The sequence below is a fragment of the Streptomyces sp. NPDC048483 genome (genome assembly GCF_040651455.1).
Lineage (GTDB): Bacteria > Actinomycetota > Actinomycetes > Streptomycetales > Streptomycetaceae > Streptomyces.
The window spans coordinates 1-22,225 of record NZ_JBEZJZ010000130.1; the positions used below are offsets into that span (position 1 = coordinate 1).

At 73.0% G+C, this 22,225-nt stretch carries 19 protein-coding genes and 4 pseudogenes; 10 read left to right on the forward strand and 13 right to left on the reverse strand.

Features of this window, described 5'->3' with window-relative positions; translation table 11 throughout:
- Positions 1-337: 337 nt before the first annotated feature.
- The 6 genes and pseudogenes from AB0D04_RS37415 to AB0D04_RS37440 form a co-directional block, all read right to left on the reverse strand.
- Entirely contained in the window at positions 338-1,093 is a 756-nt protein-coding gene (locus AB0D04_RS37415) for a recombinase zinc beta ribbon domain-containing protein (protein ID WP_362711888.1), read from the reverse strand.
- A gap of 138 nt (positions 1,094-1,231) precedes the next feature.
- Positions 1,232-1,402, reverse strand: a pseudogene (locus AB0D04_RS37420) (hypothetical protein); the annotation flags it as partial.
- A gap of 15 nt (positions 1,403-1,417) precedes the next feature.
- Positions 1,418-2,089, reverse strand: a complete 672-nt coding sequence (locus tag AB0D04_RS37425) for a recombinase family protein (protein ID WP_362711873.1) — start codon at positions 2,087-2,089, stop codon at positions 1,418-1,420.
- 86 nt (positions 2,090-2,175) lie between these two features.
- Positions 2,176-2,769: pseudogene (locus AB0D04_RS37430) on the reverse strand (lipoate--protein ligase family protein); the annotation flags it as partial.
- A gap of 123 nt (positions 2,770-2,892) precedes the next feature.
- Positions 2,893-3,690 (reverse strand): Sir2 family NAD-dependent protein deacetylase, encoded by a 798-nt coding sequence (locus AB0D04_RS37435; protein WP_362711874.1) that lies wholly within the window; start codon positions 3,688-3,690, stop codon positions 2,893-2,895.
- A 36-nt stretch (positions 3,691-3,726) separates the two neighbouring features.
- Positions 3,727-4,692 (reverse strand): hypothetical protein, encoded by a 966-nt coding sequence (locus tag AB0D04_RS37440; protein WP_362711875.1) that lies wholly within the window; start codon positions 4,690-4,692, stop codon positions 3,727-3,729.
- 56 nt (positions 4,693-4,748) lie between these two features.
- On the opposite strand from AB0D04_RS37440, the gene AB0D04_RS37445 reads away from it, so the two are divergent.
- From AB0D04_RS37445 to AB0D04_RS37465, 5 genes and pseudogenes are all read left to right on the forward strand, one after another.
- The gene (locus tag AB0D04_RS37445; protein WP_362711876.1) at positions 4,749-6,602 is read left to right on the forward strand and encodes a gamma-glutamyltransferase; all 1,854 of its coding nucleotides are present in this window, start codon (positions 4,749-4,751) and stop codon (positions 6,600-6,602) included.
- 81 nt (positions 6,603-6,683) lie between these two features.
- Positions 6,684-7,613, forward strand: coding sequence for an inositol monophosphatase family protein (locus tag AB0D04_RS37450; protein ID WP_362711877.1), 930 nt, complete (start codon positions 6,684-6,686; stop codon positions 7,611-7,613).
- A gap of 49 nt (positions 7,614-7,662) precedes the next feature.
- Positions 7,663-9,075, forward strand: coding sequence for an NAD(P)/FAD-dependent oxidoreductase (locus AB0D04_RS37455; RefSeq protein ID WP_362711878.1), 1,413 nt, complete (start codon positions 7,663-7,665; stop codon positions 9,073-9,075).
- A gap of 99 nt (positions 9,076-9,174) precedes the next feature.
- Entirely contained in the window at positions 9,175-9,690 is a 516-nt protein-coding gene (locus tag AB0D04_RS37460; RefSeq protein WP_362711879.1) for an O-acetyl-ADP-ribose deacetylase, read from the forward strand.
- Positions 9,691-10,377: 687 nt separating this feature from the next.
- A pseudogene (locus AB0D04_RS37465) lies at positions 10,378-10,611 on the forward strand (FtsX-like permease family protein); the annotation flags it as partial.
- 204 nt (positions 10,612-10,815) lie between these two features.
- Here AB0D04_RS37465 and AB0D04_RS37470 read toward each other — a convergent pair.
- Positions 10,816-12,045 carry an acyltransferase family protein gene (locus AB0D04_RS37470; protein ID WP_362711880.1) on the reverse strand — a complete coding sequence of 410 codons (1,230 nt, stop codon included), beginning with the start codon at positions 12,043-12,045 and terminating at the stop codon, positions 10,816-10,818.
- Positions 12,032-13,174 (reverse strand): alpha/beta hydrolase, encoded by a 1,143-nt coding sequence (locus AB0D04_RS37475; protein ID WP_362711889.1) that lies wholly within the window; start codon positions 13,172-13,174, stop codon positions 12,032-12,034. The genes AB0D04_RS37470 and AB0D04_RS37475 overlap by 14 nt, the downstream gene beginning before the upstream one ends.
- Positions 13,175-13,622: 448 nt before the next feature.
- On the opposite strand from AB0D04_RS37475, the pseudogene AB0D04_RS37480 reads away from it, so the two are divergent.
- The 3 genes and pseudogenes from AB0D04_RS37480 to AB0D04_RS37490 all read left to right on the forward strand — a co-directional run.
- Positions 13,623-14,185, forward strand: a pseudogene (locus AB0D04_RS37480) (hypothetical protein); the annotation flags it as partial.
- 320 nt (positions 14,186-14,505) lie between these two features.
- Entirely contained in the window at positions 14,506-15,978 is a 1,473-nt protein-coding gene (locus tag AB0D04_RS37485; protein WP_362711881.1) for an AlkA N-terminal domain-containing protein, read from the forward strand.
- Positions 15,979-15,988: 10 nt separating this feature from the next.
- Positions 15,989-16,597 (forward strand): methylated-DNA--[protein]-cysteine S-methyltransferase, encoded by a 609-nt coding sequence (locus AB0D04_RS37490; RefSeq protein WP_362711882.1) that lies wholly within the window; start codon positions 15,989-15,991, stop codon positions 16,595-16,597.
- A 146-nt stretch (positions 16,598-16,743) separates the two neighbouring features.
- Here AB0D04_RS37490 and AB0D04_RS37495 read toward each other — a convergent pair whose 3' ends face one another.
- Complete coding sequence (locus AB0D04_RS37495) at positions 16,744-17,412, reverse strand: TetR/AcrR family transcriptional regulator (protein ID WP_362711883.1); 669 nt, start codon at positions 17,410-17,412, stop codon at positions 16,744-16,746.
- A 103-nt stretch (positions 17,413-17,515) separates the two neighbouring features.
- Here AB0D04_RS37495 and AB0D04_RS37500 point away from each other — a divergent pair, with 103 nt between their 5' ends.
- The gene (locus AB0D04_RS37500) at positions 17,516-18,151 is read left to right on the forward strand and encodes an SDR family oxidoreductase (protein ID WP_362711884.1); all 636 of its coding nucleotides are present in this window, start codon (positions 17,516-17,518) and stop codon (positions 18,149-18,151) included.
- Between the two features lie 167 nt (positions 18,152-18,318).
- Here AB0D04_RS37500 and AB0D04_RS37505 read toward each other — a convergent pair whose 3' ends face one another.
- The 4 genes from AB0D04_RS37505 to AB0D04_RS37520 form a co-directional block, all read right to left on the reverse strand.
- Entirely contained in the window at positions 18,319-18,570 is a 252-nt protein-coding gene (locus AB0D04_RS37505) for a hypothetical protein (RefSeq protein ID WP_362711885.1), read from the reverse strand.
- 107 nt (positions 18,571-18,677) lie between these two features.
- On the reverse strand, positions 18,678-19,151 hold the full coding sequence (locus AB0D04_RS37510; protein ID WP_362711886.1) for a hypothetical protein: 474 nt from the start codon (positions 19,149-19,151) through the stop codon (positions 18,678-18,680).
- A 265-nt stretch (positions 19,152-19,416) separates the two neighbouring features.
- On the reverse strand, positions 19,417-20,244 hold the full coding sequence (locus AB0D04_RS37515) for a nucleotidyltransferase domain-containing protein (protein WP_362711887.1): 828 nt from the start codon (positions 20,242-20,244) through the stop codon (positions 19,417-19,419).
- Positions 20,245-20,289: 45 nt separating this feature from the next.
- Positions 20,290-20,796 carry an NUDIX hydrolase gene (locus AB0D04_RS37520; RefSeq protein ID WP_362711890.1) on the reverse strand — a complete coding sequence of 169 codons (507 nt, stop codon included), beginning with the start codon at positions 20,794-20,796 and terminating at the stop codon, positions 20,290-20,292.
- Between the two features lie 170 nt (positions 20,797-20,966).
- On the opposite strand from AB0D04_RS37520, the gene AB0D04_RS37525 reads away from it, so the two are divergent.
- Positions 20,967-22,091 carry a glycerate kinase gene (locus tag AB0D04_RS37525; RefSeq protein WP_362711891.1) on the forward strand — a complete coding sequence of 375 codons (1,125 nt, stop codon included), beginning with the start codon at positions 20,967-20,969 and terminating at the stop codon, positions 22,089-22,091.
- Positions 22,092-22,225: the final 134 nt, after the last annotated feature.

Here is a 22,225-nt window from a genome sequence, read left to right on the forward strand (position 1 = left end):
CGGCATCGCCACACGCTTCGACAAGACGCCCGAGAGCTACCTCGCCGGCCTCGAACTCCGCGCCTCGATGATCTGGCTCGGAGATCTCCTGCAAGTAGCCGATTGATCACGACATCACACAGGCCCTAGCACCAGAATCCGGCCGGGGCAAACCGGGAGAATCTCCCATCTTGGTGGGGCGGCTGGTCTGCCGCCCCTCCAAGCAGGAGGGTCAGGCAACTCCCACAGGGAGCGAGATCGTGATGAGGGCAGACATCCTGAGCAAGGAAGAGTGCCTCAAGGACTTCTGGGACCTGGCGGTCGTCCTGGCTGTCCGGTACGGATTCGCTACTGACAGTCACGAGTCGGATGACGGCTCCCGAGGGACCCACGGCGGCGGTGCTTCCCAGAGTGGGTAGACGCGGAGTTTTCCTGGGCCGCCCCCGCCCTTGTTCACGCGGATCTCGCGGACGAGCTTCGACACGAGCTCGCGCCGGTTGGCCTGGCCTGCGGCCAGGTAGATCTTGCGGGCAGTGAGGAGGTCCATCCGGGACGGACGGGGCTGCTGCACTGGTACCTCCTTCAATTTGGTGCGCAGTTCGGTCTGTTCCCGGATCAGGGCTTGCCTCTGGGTTTCCAGCTCGGTCCGTTTACGGCGGGCCGAGTCCTCGGACACCAGCTCCGCGAGGACGGCGTCGGTCAGCTTGTCGTCCTTGGTGCGGAGGCCTTCCAGCTGGCCCTGGATGTTCTCAAGGCGGCCCAGGAGGGCTTGGTCGCCGTCGCTCCGTGTCCTGAGTGCGGCCATCCTTGCCGCGAGCGCCTCAGTCTCACGCTCGCTCATCTGCGCCTCGCGGTCGAGCCACTCGAGGAACCACTTTTCCGCGACAGCAAGCGATATGTAAGTGCCGTTGGCGGGGCAGGACTTCGAGTCGATGTGGTTGGCACAGCGAAACGTCACGTCGAGAGGGTTGGGGAGACCGTCGAACGGTGGGCGTCGGTACTTCTTGTTGCGCAGGGCGGTCTGCATCCGGCCGCCGCAGCCCGAGCAGCGGAGGTGCCGGGAGAGTGAGTAGCGCGGTCGGTTCGAGAAAAAACTCCGGCCGCTCTGGGCCATGCGGCGCTTGGTATAGGCATCCCAGATGCGCTCGCACTCGGACGGGTCGCCGATGACCGCGTCGTGGGCGCCGCCGTAGTACAGGAACGCCGTGACGTCGCGCTGCCGGTTCGCCCGCTTCCTCCTTGTGCTGCCGTCGTCGTTCGTGACGACCTGGTGGGACAGCTCGGGTATGAGGTAGCGGACATAGCCGAGGCCGAACCCGCTGTCGAGGACGGCGTGGAGGTCGCCGGAGGTGAAGGGCTTGCCGGTGAAGGTCCTGATGCCCCGCCGGTTGAGGTCAACCACCAGCTTGCGGACCGAGATGCCGGCGGCGTAGTCGCGCTAGAGCTGGGCCAACACGGGGCCGGTCACCGGGTCGACCTTCAGTATCCCGTTGCGGCACTTCGGGCACGTTTCCAGCTTCTTGCCAAACTCCCACTTGGGGCAGGTCTCGCAGCGGTAGTACCCGAACCGGCCGCGGTTGGAGTGGGGGAGGCCCTTGTTCCGCCGGCGCTCGAAGGCGTCGCGCCAGGAGTCGGCCTTCTGGTTGGACTCCAGTTCGGCGATGTTGAGCATCTGGGCGATGGCGAAGCGGCCGATGGTCGTCTTGCCGTCGAAGTCCTCCTTGGCAGCCCGGACTTCGACGCCGTAGTCCATGAGCGTATCGAGGTGCTGGAGGGACTCTCGGAGGTTGCGCCCGAAGCGGGACCAGATCCAGAGGATGAGCACGTCGAACTGCTTGTCGCGCGCCATCTGCTTGATCGCTTCGATCCGACGCTCTTCGAACTGGCGGCCCGACTCGCCGAGGTCCATGATGGGTTCGGCGATGACGTCGATGTTCTCCGCCCTGGCGAGAGAGAGGGCATGGCCGACCTGGAGTTCGGGGCTGATCATGTCCTCACGGGCCTTCGAGACCCGGACATAGATCAAGCCGCGCTTGCGGCGCCCGGCGGAGGCGGGCTGCTCCTCCAAGGGGCGCAGTCGGAGTGGTGCGGTTGTCACGGTGGTGCTCACAATCGCGCAGAGTAGGTCGTTTTTCCGGCCGACCCTTGTCTGGATTGCCGCACTTTGTGCGCCTAGGCGTCGTATGACGGCTAGGAAGCGAGGGCGTAGTGCCTTCGCGTTGCGACGAACATGGCGCCGCCGCCGCTGATCCGCCGTACGACCGTCACGCCGTGCCGCTCGGCGCCCTGCGGATCCACTTCGTTGCGCAGCGACTGGAAACTGCCGATGATCACCGCGGGCCGGTCCCACTCCCACACCCGCAGCGTCGGCGGCCGGCGGCCCGCCGCGACCTCGGCCGTCAGCACCTCGTCCAACGCCATGTGCAGCGCGGGCGGTTGCGGCCCCTCATGGATGATCTGCCAGTCGAAGTCCGTCCACTCGGCGGCACCGGCGACGGCCCGCCGGACCGCGATGCCCACTGCCTCACTGCTGAACCCGAACAGCACCGCCCCGGCGGGCAACGCCGCATCGATCCGCGCGGCGAGCCCCCGCGCATCGGCCTCCGCCGGCGCGCCCTCCAGCGCCCCGTTGATGGCATCCAGTGCCTCGTCCGGCTCCAGAACAAAGTCCCCGGCCACCCGCACCCCGCGCAGCGGCCCGCCCACCACATCGAAATCGACCACCACCAGCTTGCCGCCCGGCACCTTGTACTCACCGTGGTGCCTGCCCTGGGGCCGGCGGCGGGGGATGTCCTGGGGCCTGTCCGGCACGGTGCGCTCTCCTTCTCCCTGTTACGGCCCTCGTTCCGGCCGGCTGTGGGATCAACGGTTGCGCGGGCGGGATGATTCCGGCGGGGGAGGGCCTGTACGGGCTCAGCTCGGGTTCCCGGGCGGGTTCCCGGTCGGATTCTCGCTCAGGGAGTCCAGCAACCGGGGCAGCGCGCTGCCGATCGGCTCGCGGATCACCTCGGCGGCGAGTTCGTCGTACGGTGTCGGCTCGGCGTTGATGATGATCAGGCGGGCGCCGTGCTCGGCGGCCACCCCGGCGAGGGACGCGGCCGGGTGCACCTGAAGCGTCGTGCCCACCGCGAGAAAGATCTCCGCCGCCTTCGCCACGCCCAGCGCCGTACCCAGCACCTGCGGATCCAGCCGCTCGCCGAACATCACCGTCGCCGACTTCAGGATGCCGCCGCACACGAGACACGCGGGGTCCGGATCCCCGGCGCTCACCCGCTCCAGCGCCTCCTCCATCGAGGACCGGGCGTGGCAGCGGGTGCAGGTGACGGCGCGCACGCTGCCGTGCAGCTCCAGGACCTTGCGTGCGGGCAGCCCGGCGAGCTGATGCAGTCCGTCCACGTTCTGGGTGATCACCCGGACCGGCGTCCCGGACCGCTCCAGCCGCGCCACCGCCTCGTGCGCGGCATTCGGCCGGGCCCGGAACGCCGGGTGCGTCAGCCGCATCTGCCACGACCGCCGCCGGATCTCCGGGTCGGCCATGTACGTGTCGTACGTGACCAGCTTCTCGGCCTCCGGGTCGCGCCGCCACAGCCCGTTGGGGCCGCGGTAGTCGGGGATCCCGGAGTCGGTGGAGATCCCGGCGCCGCTCAGGATCGCGACGAGGGGACGGCGGATCGGCCGGTCGGGGGCCCCGCTCTGGTCGGTGCTGGTCATGGCGCGAGCGTACGCAGCGGGCGCGCTGTCGTCTCGTCAGTTTTCGGGGGCGGGGTGCCAGCCGGGGGCGTGCTCGGCGGCGAGTGCGTCCCAGGCGTCCGCGCCGCCGGGCAGGGGCCATGAACGGGTGAGATCGGGGTCCACCTCGAGCTCGTGGAGCTGTGCCCCCAGCTGCCGGCTTGCGGCACCGGCGAGGATCTGGGCGAGCGCATTCCCCTCGGCGCAGGCCTGCTCCGTGGGGGCGAGGCGTTTCTCGTAGTCGTCGATGAGGGGCCCGCCGGCCCACTTGACCCAACGCTCCGACGCCTCGCGGGCCAGGCGGAGGACGGCGGGTCGGCCGCCCTCGGCCAGCGCCGCCGCGAGCCGGTCGTGCCCGTCCACCAGCACCAGTGAGTCGAGACCGCCGATCCACCACAGCAGGACGGGCGGCAGCACGCCCTCGCGGTACTGGCGGCGGTACGCCTTCACCCGCGGCGCATCCGGCGCGGACAGCGGCCGCAGCGGCAGGAGGTCGCGGCAGTCCTCCTCGGGATCGCCGTAACCGGCCCAGGTGATATGGCCGACGTCCGGGTCGTGGACGGGCAGCCGCGCCCAGTTCGCGGCCACGTCCCATCGCCGCGGCATGCCGCGTGTCAGCCGCCAGTCTCCCTCGTGCAACGGCCCGTTGGGGGTGTCCCGCAGCTCGTTCGCGAAGCGCTGGGCCCAGCGGGCGAACCAACCGTTGTCGTCCGGGCAGGCCTCCCGGTATGCGCGGGCCAGGTCGGCGCGTAGAGGGGGCAGTGGGGACGCGTAATGCCCGGTGCGGGCGTAGTGCACTCCGCGATAGGTGATCCGCTGCCGCGCCAGCAGCGCGACCCGGCTTCCTTGCCACAGCACCAGCCGCTGCCCGTCGGCGACTTCGACGCGCAGCGGCGGGCGCGCCGGGCCGTCGACCGTCAGCGCCAGCCCGTCCCAGGGGACGCCGGAGGCCGAGCGGGGGAGATTGGTGCGCTGCATAGCCATGGCGAAAGGGTACGTACCCGGTGACCGCCCCCGTCGCGCAACGGACAAGGAGCCCCGTGTTCACCACCCGCCCCACCCTCCAAGGCACCTTCGGGATGGCCTCCACCACCCACTGGCTGGCGTCGCAGTCCGCGATGGCTGTCCTGGAGGAGGGCGGGAACGCCTATGACGCGGCCGTCGCCGCCGGGTTTGTGCTGCATGTGGTGGAGCCCCATCTGAACGGGCCGGCGGGCGAGGTGCCGATCCTCCTGGCGCCGGCCGGGGGCCCGGTGGAGGTGCTGTGCGGGCAGGGCCCGGCGCCGGCCGGAGCGAGCGTGGCGCACTACACGGCGCTCGGCCTCGACCTCGTGCCCGGCACCGGGCCGCTCGCCGCCGCCGTACCGGGCGCCTTCGACGCCTGGATGCTGCTGCTGCGCGACCACGGCACCAAGTCCCTTGCCGAGGTGCTGCGCTACGCCATCGGGTACGCGGAACACGGCCATCCGGCCGTCGGGGGGATCGGCCGGACCGTGGAGACGGTCCGCGAGCTGTTCGCGACGGAGTGGACCTCCTCCGCCGAGCTCTATCTGCCGGGCGGACGGCCGGTCGCTCCCGGTCGCCTGCTCAAGAACCCTCCACTCGCGGCCACTTGGCGTCGCCTGATCGCGGAGGCGCAGGCCGCCGCGACGGGCCGGGAGGCGCAGATCGATGCCGCGCGGCGGGTGTGGCGCGAGGGGTTCATCGGGGAGGCGCTCGCCGATTTCGCCGCCCGCCCGGCCATGGACACCTCCGGCGAACGCCACGCGGGCGCCCTCACCGGTGACGACCTGGCCGCCTTCTCCGCCACATACGAGGCCCCGGTCACCTACGACTGGCACGGCTGGACCGTCGCCAAGGCGGGCGGCTGGTCCCAGGGCCCGGCGTTCCTCCAGCAACTCGCCCTGCTGCCGCCGGAGTTGCCCGTCCACGGCAGTCCCGAGTACGTCCATCTCCTCATCGAGGGCGGCAAGCTCGCCATGGCCGACCGCGAGGCCTGGTACGGGGATGCGGGGGACGGGGGTGCCGCCGCGGTGCCGCTCGGCGCGCTGCTCGGCGCGGACTACAACGCCGCGCGCCGGGCGCTGATCGGCGAGCACGCCTCGTACGAGCTGCGGCCCGGCCGCCCGGACGGCCGTACGCCGCGGCTGAGCAAGCACGCGACGGCGGTCGCCTCCGGTGCGGACGGCCCCTTCGCCACGGGTGTCTCCGGTGGCGGGGCCGGTGAGCCGACGGTGGGGAGCGCGGTGCTCCAGCAGGCCGCGCCCGAGGTCGACCGGAACGGCGCCACCAGGGGCGACACCTGCCATATCGACGTCGTCGACCGCTGGGGCAACCTGGTCTCCGCCACGCCCTCCGGTGGCTGGCTCCAGTCCAACCCGGTCGTCCCGGCCCTCGGCTTCCCCCTCGGCACCCGGCTCCAGATGGCCTGGCTGGAGGAGGGCCTGCCCAACACCCTCACCCCCGGACGCCGCCCCCGTACCACCCTCAGCCCGTCCCTCGCGCTGCGGGACGGCGTCCCGGTGATGGCCTTCGGCACACCCGGCGGCGACCAGCAGGACCAGTGGCAGCTGCACTTCTTCCTCGCCGTGGCGCTGCGCGCGAGGGTCCGCGGCGGCCTCGATCTCCAGGGCGCCATCGACGCCCCGAACTGGCACCACGACTCCTTCCCCGGCTCGTTCTTTCCGCGCAGGATGCGGCCGGGGAGCGTGACGGTGGAGTCCCGGATCGGTACGCCGGTGATCGACGAGCTACGGCGGCGCGACCATCTGGTCACGGTGGGTGATGCCTGGTCGGAGGGGCGGCTGTGCGCCGTGGCACGGGATCCGGAGACCGGTGTGCTGGCGTCGGCGGCGAATCCGCGGGGGATGCAGGGCTACGCCGTCGGGCGCTGATCCCGTCCCGTGCCTTCCGCGGCACCTGGAGTTCACTTGTGGTCCAGTCGCTGTGTCAGTGCCGCATGGTTCCATGGACGCATGATCGAAGCACTTCGTACCCAAGATTCGGGAGATACCACGAATATCACCGAAGCCGTCACCACGACCCCGGCCCCCCGGCTCGCCCCCGCGCCGGACCTGGCCGCGCCGGACCTGGCCGCGCTGGACCTGGCCGCCGTGGAGGCCGCCGTCCGCCAGGCCGCTGCCGACGAGATCATGCCGCGCTTCCGGCAGCTCGCCGCCGAGGACATCGTGGAGAAGAACGGCCCGCACGACCTCGTCACGGTCGCCGACCGGCGCGCCGAGGAGCACCTCACCGCCGCGCTCACGGCCCTGCTGCCCGGCTCCCGCGTCGTCGGCGAGGAGGCCGTGCACGCCGACCCCGGCGTGCTGGACGCACTGCACGGCGACGCCCCCGTATGGATAGTCGACCCGGTCGACGGCACCCGCCAGTTCGTCCACGGCGACCCCGGTTTCGCCACGCTCGTCGCGCTCGCCCACCGCGGCGAGGTGCTCGCCTCCTGGACGTACGCCCCCGCGCTCGGCCTGATGGCCATCGCCCGCCGCGGCGCCGGCGCCGAGCTGAACGGCATACCGCTGCACGCCGGCTCCCCGGACCCCGACGCCGTCCTCGACGTCGCCACCTCCCACTTCGACTTCACCAACGACGACCAGAAGCGGGTGCTTGCCGCCCTGGACACCGGCGGCATCGCTCCGCGCCCCTGCGGCTCGGCGGGTCTGGAGTATCTGTACATAGCCCGCGGCGACCTCGACGCCACGGCCTTCAGCTGGGAAAACGCCTGGGACCACGCCGCCGGCCTGCTGCTGGTGCACGAGGCGGGCGGCGCCAGCGGTACGGTCGCCGGGCAGCCGTTCCGGATAGCGGGCGGCAATGCGCTGCCGTTCACCGCGGCACGGGACGCCGAAACGGCGCGGCGTATCCTCGGACTGCTGGCAGCCGCCAACTGATCCTCACCGACGAGGGTCGGACTTGAGGGGAGTGGCGCAGGTGCCGAGGATGCTCGATGCCGTCGTGATCGGGGCAGGACCCAACGGCCTGACAGCGGCGGTCGAACTGGCTCGCCGTGGGATGTCCGTCGAGGTCTTCGAGGCCCGCGACACCATCGGCGGCGGAGCCCGCACGGAGGAGCTGACCCTCCCCGGCTTCCGCCACGACCCCTGCTCGGCGGTGCACCCGCTCGCCGTCGGCTCGCCCGCCTTCACCGCGATGCCCCTGGAGCGGTACGGACTCGAATGGCTGCACCCGGACCTGCCGCTGGCCCATCCGTTCCCGGACGGCACGGCCGGTGTGCTGGCCCGCTCCGTGGGCCAGACCGCGATGTCCCTCGGGCCGCGCGACGCCGGCACGTACCGCAGGCTGATGGCGCCGTTCCTCGGCAAATGGGAGTCCATGGCCCATGACTTCCTGCGCACCCAGTGGCTGGGCCTGCCCATGGACCCGGTGACCTACGCCCGCTTCGGGCTGTCGGCCATGCAGCCGGTCAGCCTCTTCAACCGCCGCTTCCAGGACGAAAAGGCCCGCGCCCTGATGGCCGGCCTCGCGGCGCACGCCATCGCGCCGCTGGGCTCCTTCGGGACCACCGGCATCGCCCTGATGTTCGCGCTCGCCGCGCATGCGGTGGGCTGGCCGGTGCCGCGCGGCGGCTCCCAGGCCATCGTGGACGCCCTCGCCGGACTGCTGCGCGCCCACGGCGGCGCGGTGCACACCGACTTCGAGGTCAAGCGGCTGGACGACCTGCCGCCGGCCCGGGCGTACATCTTCGACACCTCACCGACCGCGCTCGCCCGGATCGCGGGCCTGGGCAACGCCTACCGCGACGTGAAGTACGGCCCGGCCAGCTTCAAGATCGATTACGCGATGGCGGAGCCGGTGCCCTGGACCGCGAAGGAGGCCCGCCGGGCCGGCACCGTCCACATCGGCCCCACCAGCGGCGAGATCGGCGCCGCACTGAACGCCGCCGCGAACGGCCAGGACCCTTCCGTCCCCTTCATGATCACCGCTCAGCCCAGCCTGATCGACGACAGCCGCGCCCCCGAGGGCAAGCACACCTTCTGGGCGTACGGCCATGTCCCCAACGGCTGGGAGGGCGACGCCACCGACGTCCTCGAGCGGCAGATCGAGCGCTTCGCCCCCGGCTTCCGCGACCTCGTCCTGGCCCGCGCGGTCGCCGGTCCGCCCCAGATCGCCGCCCGTAACGCCAACTACGTCGGCGGCGACACCGCCAGTGGCTCCGCGGCCGGGCTGCGGCTGCTCATCCGCCCCAAGCTGGCCCGCATCCCGTACGAGACCGCGCACCCCGCCGTCTTCCTCTGCTCCCAGTCCGCCCCGCCCGGCCCCGGCGTCCACGGCATGTCCGGCCACTACGCCGCCAAGGCGGTGTGGCGCCGACTGCGCGAGGGGCGCCGCTAATCCCGTACGGCGGGGGCCAGGGCGGGAGCCGTTGGTGGTTGTGGTGAAGGGCGGTTTCTGACTGGCCGTCCCGTGCTCCGCTGCCTACGCTCGGGCCTCATGAGCACCTCCCTCACCCTCGTCCAGGGCGACATCACCGAGCAGTCCGTGGATGCCGTCGTCAACGCCGCCAACTCCTCCCTCATGGGCGGCGGGGGAGTGGACGGCGCGATCCACCGCCGCGGCGGCCCGGACATCCTCGCCGAATGCCGCGACCTGCGCGCCTCCCGGTACGGCCGCGGTCTGGCCACCGGCGCGGCGGTCGCCACCACGGCGGGACGGCTGCCTGCGCGCTGGGTGATCCACACCGTGGGGCCGGTCTGGTCGGCCACCGAGGACCGCTCCGCCCTCCTCGCCTCCTGCCATCGGGAGTCGCTGCGGGTCGCCGACGAACTGGGAGCGCGCACCGTCGCCTTCCCGGCCATCTCCACCGGCGTCTACGGCTGGCCGATGGGCGACGCCGCTCGTATCGCGGTGGAGACGGTGCGCGACACGGAGACGACAGTGGAAGAGGTGCGGTTCGTCCTCTTCGACGAGGCCGCGTACGAGGCGTTCGCCACCCAACTCCGCCCCTGACAGCACGTACAGGCTGTTGCACTCGGCGGGCGAACAGCACGGCAGCCGCCCAGGACGGCCGGGTCGGTGGGCATCAGGATCAGCGGCGGCAGTGCGAACACCGAGATCTGCGCGCCGAGTTCGCGCGCGGAACCCGTGATGGTGGTGCAGTCTCCACCCTGGTCCGCCGCCGCGCTCGCCCGCTTCACGCTGCGCGCCGGACACGCCCCGGCCGGCCCCCGGCAGGTCGTCCTGGACGGCGACCTGGCCGCCCGCGCCGGGTCCGCGTGGGAGACCGCATCACGCTCCAGACACTGGGCGCCCCCGCCTCGTACAAGGTCTCGGGCATCGCCGCCCCCGAGGCGCAGGGCGACGCCACCGGGCTCGGCCACCAGGGCGCCGTCTTCTTCGGCGACGAGACGGCCCGGCGGCTGGCCGGGCACACCGGCACCACCGGCACCACCGGCACCACCGGCGTCCTCGCCGACCCCGGCGTGAGCGTCCATCAGCTCCACCCCCGGCTGCGCCAGGCACTTGGACGGCAGGCACCCCGCCCGGGACGCCTCGGCCGGCGCCCACTACAAGGAGGACCCCACGGCGCTGCGGGTGCTGACCGGCAACGGCCGGGGCGAGCCGGAGTTCCTGGAGTCGGCACCCAGCCGGACGGCCCTGCTGATGCTGCTCGCGACGGTCTGCGCCACCGTCCTGATGATCGCCGTACTGGTGGTCGCCGGCACCGTGGCCCAGGCCGTCCATCAGCGCTCCCGCGACATGGCGCTGCTGCGCGCGGTCGGCGCCACGCCCCGGCAGCTGCGGGCCACCGTCGGCCGCGAGATCAATGTGGTGGCGGTGGCCGCCGCGCTGCTCGGCGCGATCGGTGCAGTGCCGGTCCTCCTCCAGCTGATGTCGATGCTCCGGGACCGCGGCGCGGTGCCGCTGGGCCTCGAACTGCCCACGCCGGTATGGCTGTTCGCGGTCCCGGTACTCACCGCCGGCGAGAAGGCCCCGGCCGCAGACCACCACCGTCGCTACGAGACGGCCCGCGACCCGCGGCTGGACCACCGCCAGTTCCTCGAACCGGCCTTGCCGGTGGCCCGGATGCTCCGCGGCTGGACCCTCGCCCGCTCCGCCGCACCCTCCCGCGTCTCACCACCCCGCGAACGTGTACACCGCGAACCCGGCGGCGAGCAGCGCGGCGACGGCCCGGCGGGCCCGGGTCACGCCGGTCCAGGGAGCCTCGAAGCGGCGGGTGAAACGCCCGATGGCGATCAGCGCCGCCGCGAAGACAGGCAGCCACGCCAGCCGGGCCGCGATCCAGGGGAGGCTGTCGGGGACGGCCGTCAGGCCCGGCACCGTACCGAAGAAGGAACTCGGAACGGCGGCGGCGAGCATCGCCGTCTGGTGCCAGCAGAAGAGGGTCATCGCGGAGAGGTTGACGAGGACGACGGGTGCCCAGAGGGCGGGGCGGCGCAGGAGCCGCGCCAAGCGGTCGCGGAGCAGGATCGCGGCGCCCGACTGGGTGGCGGCGAGGGCCAGGACCAGCAGTGACGGCGGGTGGGAGTTCGTACGGTCCTGGCCGGGCACGCCGACCATGCTCGCGGGGTAGTGGAAGGCGAGCAGGAGCAGGGCGAACAGGGCGCCGCCGCCCACCATCAGAACCCACGCCGCGCGCTTGCCGAGCCGCTTCTCGCCCCAGCTGACGCCGAGTTGGTAGGCGAACAGCCAGCCGGGGAGGAGGTTCAGCACACTCAGCCAGGCGGGCATGGCATCGGCGTACGGGCCGTACCGCAGGAAGTCGACGACGGCGACGGACGCGAGAAGCGGCGCCGCGGCCCACACACCCAGCCGTCGCGCGGCGCGTGCGCAGTACGGGGTCAGCGCCGTCACGCCCGCGTAGACACCGACGAACCACAGCGGCTGGATGACCAGCGTGGCCCCGGTCCGCAGCGTGGCGGCCGGCACCCCGAGCCCGTACAGCAGGGGCAGCATCGCCGCCCACACAGCGGTCACCCCGAGCACCGGCCGCCCCAGCCGGGCGAGCCGCCGCCTCAGCCACCGGGCCGTCGACTCGCCCCGCCCGGTGGCGCGCCGGTACGACAGCGCCGACGCATGGCCCCCGACCAGGAAGAAGATGCCGAGCATCTGCAGCACCCAGCTCAGGGGCGCCAGGAACCCGAGGGCGGTCAGCGGACTGGCGTTGTGCAGCGCGCCCTCCGCGTCGCGGGTGAAGCCGCCGAGCAGCCAGTGGCCGGTCGGTACGGCGAGGAGGGCGAGGGCGCGCAGACCGTCGAGGGCGCGGTCGCGGCCGGCGGGGGTACCCGCGTTGACCGACGCGATCGTCCGGCGTACGGGGGCGAGCGGATCAGACGAGATCACGGCGGCACTCCTGATGATCCGCGGCGCAGCGGACGGCGGCGTAGGCGCCGAGGGTGATGTCGGCGAAGTTGTCGAGCGAGTCGGTGCCGGGGGCGAAGTAGCCGGTGTGGCCCTCGGCCCGGTCGGCGGAGACGCGCCGCGCTCCGTAGGCGGGGTCGGTGGGGTCCGTGCCGTGGCCCAGCCCCAGCAGGCGGGTGTGCGGGATATCGGCGATCCAGTCGGTGGCGTCCCGGGCGGCCCAGACGCGGGCGGTGGTGTGCAGCCCGGCCGCGGTGTCGGCGCGCGTCCCGGGGCTGCCGAGGAAGACCAGGTCGGAGGCGGTACCGGGGGCCATGGCCGGCGCGGCCACGCCGCACAGGACCGAGCCGTAGCTGTGGCACAGCACGGTGGGCGCGGGGACACCGGTGGCGTCGAGGCCGGCCAGGAGGCGGTTCAGCCGGGGCGCCCCGGCCTCGGCGAGGCGGCCGGTGGCGGCGTCCGGGCCCAGGCCGACCGGGGTCGTATAGCCGGACCAGGCGATCACCGCGGTCGGTGTGCCGGGGGCCTTCTGGGCCATCTTGGTGTGCAGCGCTCGCGCCATACGCGACGGGGTGCCGTACGGGTCCCCGGCGCGGTCGAATGACCCGAGGTCGCTGTCGGAACCGGGGACGACGACGGCCGTACGCCGCGCCGCCGCCATATCCCCGTACACCTCGACGATTTGGCCGCGGCCGCGCGGATCGAAGGCGAGGATCTGCCGGCCGGGCCGGAGGAATCCGGCGTACCCCTCCGCGCTCCGCCCGTCCCTCTCCCTTGCCGCTTTCTCCGCCTTTATTGCCAGGAAATTGGCCTGGTAGCGCAGCCGAACCGGAGCCCCGTCCAGATTCCCGACGGTGAGGGGATGGCGCTGTGCCAATTCCCGCTGCTGGGCGTCGGTCAGTGAGGCGAAGAGACGGGCGACGGCGGCGGGGGAGGCGCTCGCCGGATCGGGCAGCGACCGGCTCAGAGAGTGGTCCGCTCGCCAGGCGGCGGCGCCCGGCGGCGGGGTGGTGACGGCCGCCTCGCCGTTCCCCACGACCCAACCGCCCGCACCCAGAACGGAGATGAGGACCAGCCCGATCGCCTGGGCCAGCCGCCTCTTGCGCACCATGTCGGTCACGTCCCCTCTCCGTCCGGACGCCCACGGCCCGGCGGTATTCATGCTGGAGGGGAAAAAGCGGCAACACAGTGACGGCAGCAGGCCAACCGCGGTAGGGCTGGCTGTACTTCGCCCCCTGCGGTTCACCACCGCCCGGGGTACGGCTACCTGGACCGTTCGGCACCGGCTCTGTGCCCTGGCCCGTTACCGGACCTGGCAAGACGCCGATTGGCCGGACCCCTGCCGCGGAGCGGCTCCGACGGCCGTTGGCGACAGACGGGCTACCCGGCTCGTGCAGGATCAATTCACCTTCTGTGACGGTGAGTTGACGAGCCGGGAGGCCCTGCGGCGACCAGGCCCTACCCGGCCCTGGAGACAACGAGGAGACAACGGTGGCCCTCATGCCACAGTGGTCCTCTCGTGAGCGCAGCGGCGCCCATGGTGAGGAGGCGACCGGACGATGACGCCCGAGCGCTACCCGCCCATCGAGCCGTACCAGACCGGCATGCTCGACGTCGGCGACGGCAATCGCGTCTACTGGGAGGCCTGCGGCAACCCGGAGGCAAGCCCGCGCTGGTCGTCCACGGCGGGCCGGGCTCGGGGTGCACCACCGGGGCGCGCCGGTACTTCGACCCCGCCCGCTATCGGGTTGTCCTCTTCGACCAGCGCGGGTGTGGCCGCAGCACGCCGCACGTGAGCGATCCCGCCACCGATATGCGGCACAACACGACGGGCGGCGACCGGCCCTCCGCGGCCCGGCCGGCGCTGGTCCGGATCTGCTCGCACTACTTCGTGCACGGTGCACGGCTGGAGGAGGGCGCCCTGCTGCGCGACGCCGGACGGCTCACGGGCATCCCGGGGGTGCTCATCCACGGCCGCCACGACTTGGGCGGGCCGCCGGACACCGCCTGGCAACTGGCCGGCGCCTGGCCCGACGCGCGGCTGATCTTGATCGATGACGCGGGGCACAAGGGCAGCGGGGCGACGCAGGCCGAGGTGATCGGGGCGCTGGACCGGTTCGCGGGGGTGCACGGGGGCGGTGATCCGGCGGGCGGGCAGATGAGAGTGGCCGCACGGGGGCGGGCGCGCGAGGGCGGGCACCCGAGAGTGGTCGCACGAGGGCGGGCGCGCGAGCCTGGCCGCACGAGGGTGCGCGCATTCCCGGGAATATCCCGCCGGCCCCGCCGCGTTGTGGCCCCGAAGGGGGCGCTCGTAACCCCTACGGGAAGTGTTCGCCCCTCCCCTAGGGAACCCTCACCACCCGCCCCACCCGCCCTCCCCACCCGACGCTGATGTCGGATTCCCGCCAGCCAGAGCCCCTCGGCTGCGGAATCCTTGAGGTCATGCACACCGACACCGAGCGCTGTCTGCGCGCCGTGCAGTCCAAGGACGCCCGCTTCGACGGCTGGTTCTACACCGCCGTGCTCACCACCGGGATCTACTGCCGCCCCAGCTGCCCCGTGGTGCCGCCCAAGCCCGAGAACATGCGCTTCTACCCGAGCGCGGCCGCCGCGCAGCTGGCCGGATTCCGGGCCTGCAAGCGGTGCCGACCGGACGCCGCCCCGGGGTCGCCGCAGTGGGACGAGCGGGCCGATCTGGTCGCGCGGGCGATGCGGCTGATCGCCGACGGCGTCGTCGACCGCGAGGGTGTCCCCGGACTCGCCGCCCGCCTCGGCTACAGCACCCGCCAGATCGAGCGCCAGCTGCTGGCCGAGCTCGGCGCCGGACCGCTCGCGCTGGCCCGCGCGCAGCGTGCCCAGACCGCCCGGCTGCTGGTGGAGACCACCGCGGTGCCGATGGCCGATGCGGCCTTCGCCGCCGGGTTCGCCAGCATCCGTACCTTCAACGAGACGGTACGGGAGGTCTTCGCGCTCTCCCCGACCGAACTGCGCCGGCGCGCTCGTCCGGGCGGCGCTGCCGCCGTGCCCGGCACCCTCTCCCTGCGGCTGCCCTTCCGCCGGCCGCTGAACCCCGACAACCTCTTCGGCCATCTCGCGGCCACCGCCGTCCCCGGCGTCGAGGAATGGCGCGACGGCGCCTACCGCCGCACCCTGAGCCTCCCGTACGGGCACGGCATCGTCGCCCTGTCACCCCGCCCCGACCACATCGACTGCCGGCTCGCGCTCACCGATCTGCGCGATCTCGCGGGTGCCATCGCCCGCTGCCGCCGGATGCTCGACCTCGACGCGGACCCGGAGGCCGTCGACGGGCTGCTCCGCGCGGACCCGCAGCTGGCCCCGCTGGTCGACAAGGCACCCGGCCGCCGGGTGCCGCGTACCGTCGACGCCGACGAGTTCGCGGTCCGCGCCGTACTGGGCCAGCAGGTCTCCACCGCGGCGGCCCGTACGCACGCCGGACGGCTGGTCGTCGCCCACGGCGAGCAGATCGACGATTCCGGTGGCGGCCTCACCCACCTCTTCCCGTCCGCCGCCGCGCTCGCCGAACTCGACCCGGAGTCCCTCGCGATGCCGCGTACCCGCCGAGCCACCCTCACCGGCGTCGTCGAGGCCCTCGCCTCCGGCACGCTCCAACTTGGCGTCGGCAGCGACCGGGCAGCCGCGCGCGCCCGGCTCGCGGCGCTCCCCGGCATCGGCCCCTGGACCGTCGAGGTCGTCGCCATGCGCGCGTTGGGCGACCCCGACGCCTTCACCCCCACCGACCTCGGGTTGCGCCGCGCCGCCGCCGGCCTCGGCCTGCCCGCCACCCCCGCGGCCCTCATCCGCCACTCCGCCATCTGGAGTCCCTGGCGCGCCTACGCCGTCCAGTACCTCTGGGCCACCGACGACCACCCCATCAACTATCTCCCGACGAACTGAGCCCACCACCATGACCGTTCACGCGACCACCCAGCACGCCACCGAGCACGTCGGCCGGCGCGCCACCCGGCACCCCGCCGCGCTCACCCACACCGTCCTGGCCGACACTCCGGTGGGCCCGCTCACCCTCGTAGCCCTCGGTGACGCCCTCACCGGCCTCTACATGACCGACCAGCGCCACCGCCCGCCCCAGGAGACCTTCGGCACCCCGGCAGCCCCTGACGACCCGCCCTTCGCCGCAACCATCGCCCAGCTCGAGGCGTACTTCCGCGGCGAACTCACCACCTTCGACCTCTCCCTGGAGCTCCGCGGCACGCCCTTCCAGCAACGCGTCTGGGCGGCCCTGTGCACCATCCCGTACGGCGAGACCGTCAGCTACGGCCGGCTCGCCGAACAGCTGGGCGCTCCGACGGCGGCGCGGGCGGTGGGGCTGGCGAACGGCCGGAATCCGGTCGGGATCATCGTTCCCTGCCATCGCGTGGTCGGCACGAACGGCAGCCTTACCGGTTATGGCGGCGGCCTGGACCGCAAGCGCCGGCTGCTGGCGTTCGAGCGGACGCAGAGCGCGCCCTTTCCGGGGACGGAGAGCGCGTTGTTCCGGGTGGAGGAGTGCGGCTGATGGGGTGTGGCCGGGGGCGGGGGAGCGGGCGGGCCGTCGCCGTCGTTCCCCGCCGAGGTCCCGGCCGGGCGCAACGCGCGCTACGGGGCCGGAGGGTCGGACCTAACGGGCGGGAGAGCCGGACCTACGGGGCCGGAGAGCCGGACCTACGGGGCCGGAGCGGACCCCGGCGGCGCGATGCCGTCGAGCAGCGCCCGTACGGTCTCCGTGGCGAACTCCTCCTCGCTTCGCGGGAGCAGCGCATCCTCGGGTGCCTGCGCGCCGAAGAACAGGTCGAGGAAAGCCCGGTGGAAGCAGGCGCCGATGAGCAGGGTGGCCGCGGCGTGCGGGTCGATGCCGGGTGAGATCCGGCCCAGCTTCTGTTCGGCGGCCAGATAAGCGGCCAGATGCTGGGTGGCGTTCTGCGGGCCCGCGGTGCCCAGTTCGTCGAGGCGGCGGCGGTGTGTGTCCAGTAGTTCCGGGCTGGCGAACAGGGACGCCGCCATCGGGAAGGCCCGGCGGTAGAAGCGGACGGCGGCCAGCGTCACCTCCTGGAGATGCGCGGCCGGGCCGCGGTCGTCGCCCGCGACGCCCGGCAGTTGGGCCAGCGCGTCGGAGAACTGCGGGGCGCGTTCGTGGAGCACCCGGACGAAGATCTCCTCCTTGTTGCGGAAGTGCTTGTAGAGCGCCGCCTCCGAGCAGCCCGCCTCCTGGGCGATCACCTTCGTCGTCGTACGTGTCAGGCCCACGGTGCTCATCAGCGCGGCGGCGGCGTCGAGGATGCGGGAGCGCGTCAGGGCGCCTCCGGTCAGGGGAGCGGCGGCGTCATGAGTCATGAACCCCAGCCTACATTGACAGGTGAGTGAATACTCACTCACACTGGTGGGTGAGTGCTCACTCACCCTTCACTCGCCCCTTCGTCCACCCTCGGGAGAGGTCATGAAGCTCACCGTTCTCGGCGCATCCGGTGGTGTCGGCCGGCACCTCGTCGCCCATGCCCTGGCCGACGGGCACGACGTGACCGCCGCGCTGCGCAGCCCGGAGAAGCTGACCGTGCGGCACGAGCGCCTGACGGTCGTCCGCACCGACCCCCTCGACGCCGCCTCCGTCAAGACCGTCGCCGACGGCGCCGATGCGGTGCTCTCCGGTATCGGCCAGGCCGGCCGCCACGACCCGCTCCGCCCCGCGTCCACCGCGGCCCGCGCCGCCGTCGAGGCGCTGACCGCCACCGGCGTACGGCGCCTGCTCATGGTCAGCGCGGGCCCGCTCAACCGCACCGGCACGGGCCAGCCGATGCTGACCCACCGTGTGTTCGGGCCGCTGCTGTGGGCGGTCCTCAAGGAGCTCTACACCGACCTCGAGCGGATGGAGGCCGTACTGCGGGACAGTGGCCTGGACTGGACCGCCGTCCGCCCGCCCCGTCTCCTCGACACACCCGGCGAGGGCCGCTACCGCCACGCCGTCGAGGCCGGCCCGGCCGGCAGCGTCATCACCCGCTCCGACGTGGCCCGCGCCATGCTCGACTTCGTCACCGACCCGACGACCTTCGGCCACGCCGTCGGCATCAGCCGCTGATCCGGCCGGGAGGAGCCGGCGGGCAGGGCCGGCCGGCGGCGCGCGGGGGACCGTCCGGCGTGACCGCTTTGCGCCCCCGCACCCCCGGACGTGCACGTATCGCACGCGAGCGACGACCGTTGCGGTGCCGCGGTGCCGCGGTACCGCCCGGTCCCTACTGCATCGCATTAGCGGAAGAGTGCGGTCAACTTCCGGAAAGTCCTGGAGAGCGGGCGCCTGCGGGCCTCGGGCGGGCTCGTGGCGGTGGTCGCCGGCGTATCCGTCCGGTCGTCCGCCGAGTCGTCCGGCCTCTCCGGTGCAGGCTCGTCGAGGCGGTCGTGCGCGGGCTCGGTCACGGGCCTGGGTACGGATTTCTTTGCGTTGCGTGCGGCCTCGGCGCGGACAAGCGCGCCAAGAGCGGCGAAGACGTCGATGGGCATGCCGATCTCCTGCGGTAAGGAAGTCCTGGACCTGATGACGGCAGGCCGAGATCGCCCTGGCTGCCCGAATGCCGGGCATGGCGGGGGAATGCGTCGGCCGGGCCGGATCAGCAGCGCAGAACGACCGTCCGCCCGGGGGGTTCGCCGGCGGCGGAGGTGTGGACGGCTGCGGGGGAGACGTCACCGGCAGCCGCGACAGCGGCGGCGAAGGAAGCGTGCCCGACCGCCTTGCCGCAGGTTCCCGTGGGTGCCTGATGGCGCAGTTGGCAGCCCGACGCCACGCTGCTGCGCCGGGGGCCGCTGCCCGGATGATGCTTCTTGTTGCCCCCGGCCGACGTCAGTTCGGGCCCCTCGGTGACGCAGTGCCCCACGGACATGCCGGACACGGACGTACCGGCCATGGAGGCGCCGGCCACGGCGGGAGCGGGGGTGCGGGTCAGGCAGCGGTCCGTCTCGGAGGACGGCAAATGGCAGATGCCGACGACGAGCGCGGCATGCAGCAGCGCCAGCAATGCGACGAGCAGCAGACCGCGCATGCCGCCGGTGTCCGCAGAGCGGCCACGGCCGACGCTGTCGCGCATGCGCTTCTCCCCACGCTCTCCGCGAGGGAATCCCCAGGAAGTGTGGTGGATACTCTGGAGAGCGCAAAAGAGGCGATATTTCCACCCGATCCGGGCATTTTCCCGCACGGGTGTTCGCGCCGGGCGTGTTCCCTCGGTGACGGCCGCTCATGTACGGGCCGACGGACGGGCGGTTGCCCCCCCCCGGCGCCGGCGCCGGTACCGGGTACGGCACGGCGCACCCGGCAGGTCCGCCGCCCCGTCACCCGCGAGTATCGGCCCCACCTCAGGCGTCGGTCACCGCTCGCACCTCCTCCACCAGTCGTTCCGCCTCCGCCATCGAGCGCCTCAACTCCCCTGCTGTACGGCCGAGTTGGCCGAGCAGTGCGGTGGCTCGGGCCGCGAAGTCGGCCGGTGTCTCCGGCAGGGCGGAGGCCGCCGCCAGGGCGCCCTTTTCGTTGAGGCACCAGACGCCGTGGTGTGCGTGCAGCGCCTGGACGAGGCCGCCGACGGTCCGGGACAGGCACAGGGCGGCGTGCAGTACGTCCCCGGCCGCAGACGACTTGCCCGCCATTGCCGCCGAGAAGCCCGCGTCCCATATCGCGCCGCCGGTCAGCGACTTCCGCAGGGCTTCGGGGTAGTTCCGGGTCTCCTCCTTGAGGCGCGCCAGCTCCCCGTCGGCGTCGGCGAGTACCTGTCCCAGCGCCACCTCGCCGGGATAGGCGGGGGACCAGAAGCCCAGCGGGTGACCGGCCTGCATCCCCGTCTCGAAGCGGCCCGCACGGCAGTCCTGCCACACCCGACGCACCCGGTCCACATCCCGCAGGATCCAGTCCACATGGCTGCCGTCGGGCAGCACGAGCCAGGCCCCGCCGTTCACCCACGCACCCCAGGCCCCCGGCCCGTACACCTCCACGGGACCGCCGGTCACCTCCGCGGCCAGTGCCTCCAGCGCCGGCAGATCCAGCTCGCCCCGGTAGTACACCCCCAGATCCCAGTCGGAGTCCGCCCGGTGCGTCCCCCGCGCCCGGCTCCCGCCGAGCATCACCCCGACAACTCCCGGCACCCGCACGGTCCTTGCGGCGATATCCGCTATGCGCTGAAGATCGTCCATGGCGGCCACACTAGGACCGCCCGCTCTCCCCGCACCACGGCGTTTTTACGCGGCACCATGCCGCGCAGCCCCCTCCGGCGGCATCCCGTCCTCCAGCTCCGCCGGGCCGCGCCCGTCGGCCAGCGCGTCCAGCGCGGCGCGGATCCGCAGCCGCATCTCGACATTGACCATCGTCTCGGCCTCGTCCCAGTGCACCAGGCGCCAGGACAGCAGCTCCTCCTCCTGGAGACGGATCGCGGCGAGCCGGCTCTCGTCCAGTACCCCGCCGTCGAAGAGGTACGACACCAGCGGCGGCCGTGCCTCGCCGCGGACCCAGTCGACGGCGAGCAGGGCGCCCAGCTCGACGTCGATGCCGATTTCCTCGGCGGTCTCACGGCGGGCGGCCTGGCGGGGCGACTCGCCGGTGTCGGACTCGACGGTGCCGCCGGGCAGGATCCAGGTGTCGCGGTAGTTGGGCTCCACCAGCAGGATGCGGCCCTGGGTGTCCCGGAAGATGGCACCCGCACCCGCGAGTACGCGGGGCAGGCCGGCGATATAGGTGGCGTAATCCATGGTCGTCACAGCGCGAGCCTAGAGGGTGGCCAGGCCGCCATGACGGGGTGGCGGAGCGGTCTGCCCTGGTCGCGGGGCCCCTCGCCGGATAAGGTCGCAGCGGCGCGACTGCCAGTTCGAAAGCAAGGGGTAACACGGTGGCGGACGCAGCAAGGACACACACCGGACAGGTGCTGATCGCCGCGGACAAGTTCAAGGGTTCGCTCACGGCCGTACAGGTCGCCGAGCACGTCACGGCCGGTCTGCGGCGCGTGGTCCCCGAGCTGGACGTGGCGGCCATCCCGGTCGCGGACGGCGGCGACGGCACGGTTGCCGCCGCGCTCGCGGCCGGTTTCGCGCGCCATGAGGCGCGGGTCATGGGCCCCACCGGCGAGCCGGTGACGGCCACCTTCGCGCTGCGCGAGGACGGTACGGCCGTGGTGGAGATGGCGGAGGCCTCCGGCCTTCAGCACCTCCCGAAGGGCGTTTTCGCGCCCCTGACGGCGACCACGTACGGCACCGGGGAGCTGCTGCTCGCGGCCCTCGACGCGGGCGCGACCTCGATCGTCTTCGGCGTCGGCGGCAGTGCGACGACCGACGGCGGCGCCGGCATGCTCGCCGCGCTGGGCGCGCGGTTCCTGGACGCGGACGGCAAGCCGGTCGCCCCCGGGGGCGGTCCGCTGGCGGACCTCGCCACGGCCGACCTGTCGGGCCTCGACCCGCGGCTGGCCCGTACGGACATCGTGCTCGCCAGCGACGTCGACAACCCGCTCACGGGCCCCAAGGGCGCCCCCGCGGTCTACGGCCCGCAGAAGGGCGCCAGTGAGGCCGACGTGGCCACCCTGGATGCCGCCCTGGCGCACTACGCCGAGGTGCTGGAGGCCGCGGTCGGTCCCAAGGCCGCCGAGCACGCCCTGGCGCCCGGTGCGGGCGCGGCGGGCGGGATCGGTTACGGGGCCCTGGTCGGCCTGGATGCGGCGTTCCGTCCCGGTATCGACGTGATGCTCGATGTGCTCGGGTTCGCGCCGGCGCTGGCGAAGGCCACCTTCGTGATCACCGGCGAGGGCTCGCTGGACGCGCAGACGCTGCACGGCAAGGCGCCGGCCGGTGTCGCCGCCGCGGCCCGTACGGCGGGCATCGACGTCGCCGCGGTCTGCGGACGGCTCCAGCTGCCCCAGGAGGCCCTCAGCACGGCCGGTATCAGCCGCGCGTACGCCCTGACGGACCTGGAGCCCGACCCGGCCCGCTGTATGGCCGAGGCGGGTCCGCTGCTGGAGCGGGCGGCGGAGAACCTGGCCCGCGACTTCCTCGTCTGAGGCAGGCAGCGGCACCAGAGGCACGCAGAGGCCAGGCGGCACGAGACGCCGCACAACGCCGAGGGCCCCGAGCGAAGAATCGCTCGGGGCCCCGCACCCTCGCCGCGATCGAGGACCCGAGATCGGAAGAGCAC

Coding starts and splice junctions, on each gene's coding strand:
- AB0D04_RS37500 (WP_362711884.1), top strand. CDS start 17,516: ATGAAGCTCACCGTTCTCGGCGCATCCGGTGGTGTCGGCCGGCACCTC.
- AB0D04_RS37490 (WP_362711882.1), top strand. CDS start 15,989: ATGACCGTTCACGCGACCACCCAGCACGCCACCGAGCACGTCGGCCGG.
- AB0D04_RS37440 (WP_362711875.1), bottom strand. CDS start 4,692: ATGGCTATGCAGCGCACCAATCTCCCCCGCTCGGCCTCCGGCGTCCCC.
- AB0D04_RS37435 (WP_362711874.1), bottom strand. CDS start 3,690: ATGACCAGCACCGACCAGAGCGGGGCCCCCGACCGGCCGATCCGCCGT.
- AB0D04_RS37460 (WP_362711879.1), top strand. CDS start 9,175: ATGAGCACCTCCCTCACCCTCGTCCAGGGCGACATCACCGAGCAGTCC.
- AB0D04_RS37505 (WP_362711885.1), bottom strand. CDS start 18,570: ATGCCCATCGACGTCTTCGCCGCTCTTGGCGCGCTTGTCCGCGCCGAG.
- AB0D04_RS37455 (WP_362711878.1), top strand. CDS start 7,663: ATGCTCGATGCCGTCGTGATCGGGGCAGGACCCAACGGCCTGACAGCG.
- AB0D04_RS37485 (WP_362711881.1), top strand. CDS start 14,506: ATGCACACCGACACCGAGCGCTGTCTGCGCGCCGTGCAGTCCAAGGAC.
- AB0D04_RS37415 (WP_362711888.1), bottom strand. CDS start 1,093: ATGGCCCAGAGCGGCCGGAGTTTTTTCTCGAACCGACCGCGCTACTCA.
- AB0D04_RS37495 (WP_362711883.1), bottom strand. CDS start 17,412: ATGACTCATGACGCCGCCGCTCCCCTGACCGGAGGCGCCCTGACGCGC.
- AB0D04_RS37510 (WP_362711886.1), bottom strand. CDS start 19,151: ATGCGCGACAGCGTCGGCCGTGGCCGCTCTGCGGACACCGGCGGCATG.
- AB0D04_RS37520 (WP_362711890.1), bottom strand. CDS start 20,796: ATGGATTACGCCACCTATATCGCCGGCCTGCCCCGCGTACTCGCGGGT.
- AB0D04_RS37450 (WP_362711877.1), top strand. CDS start 6,684: ATGATCGAAGCACTTCGTACCCAAGATTCGGGAGATACCACGAATATC.
- AB0D04_RS37515 (WP_362711887.1), bottom strand. CDS start 20,244: ATGGACGATCTTCAGCGCATAGCGGATATCGCCGCAAGGACCGTGCGG.
- AB0D04_RS37475 (WP_362711889.1), bottom strand. CDS start 13,174: ATGGTGCGCAAGAGGCGGCTGGCCCAGGCGATCGGGCTGGTCCTCATC.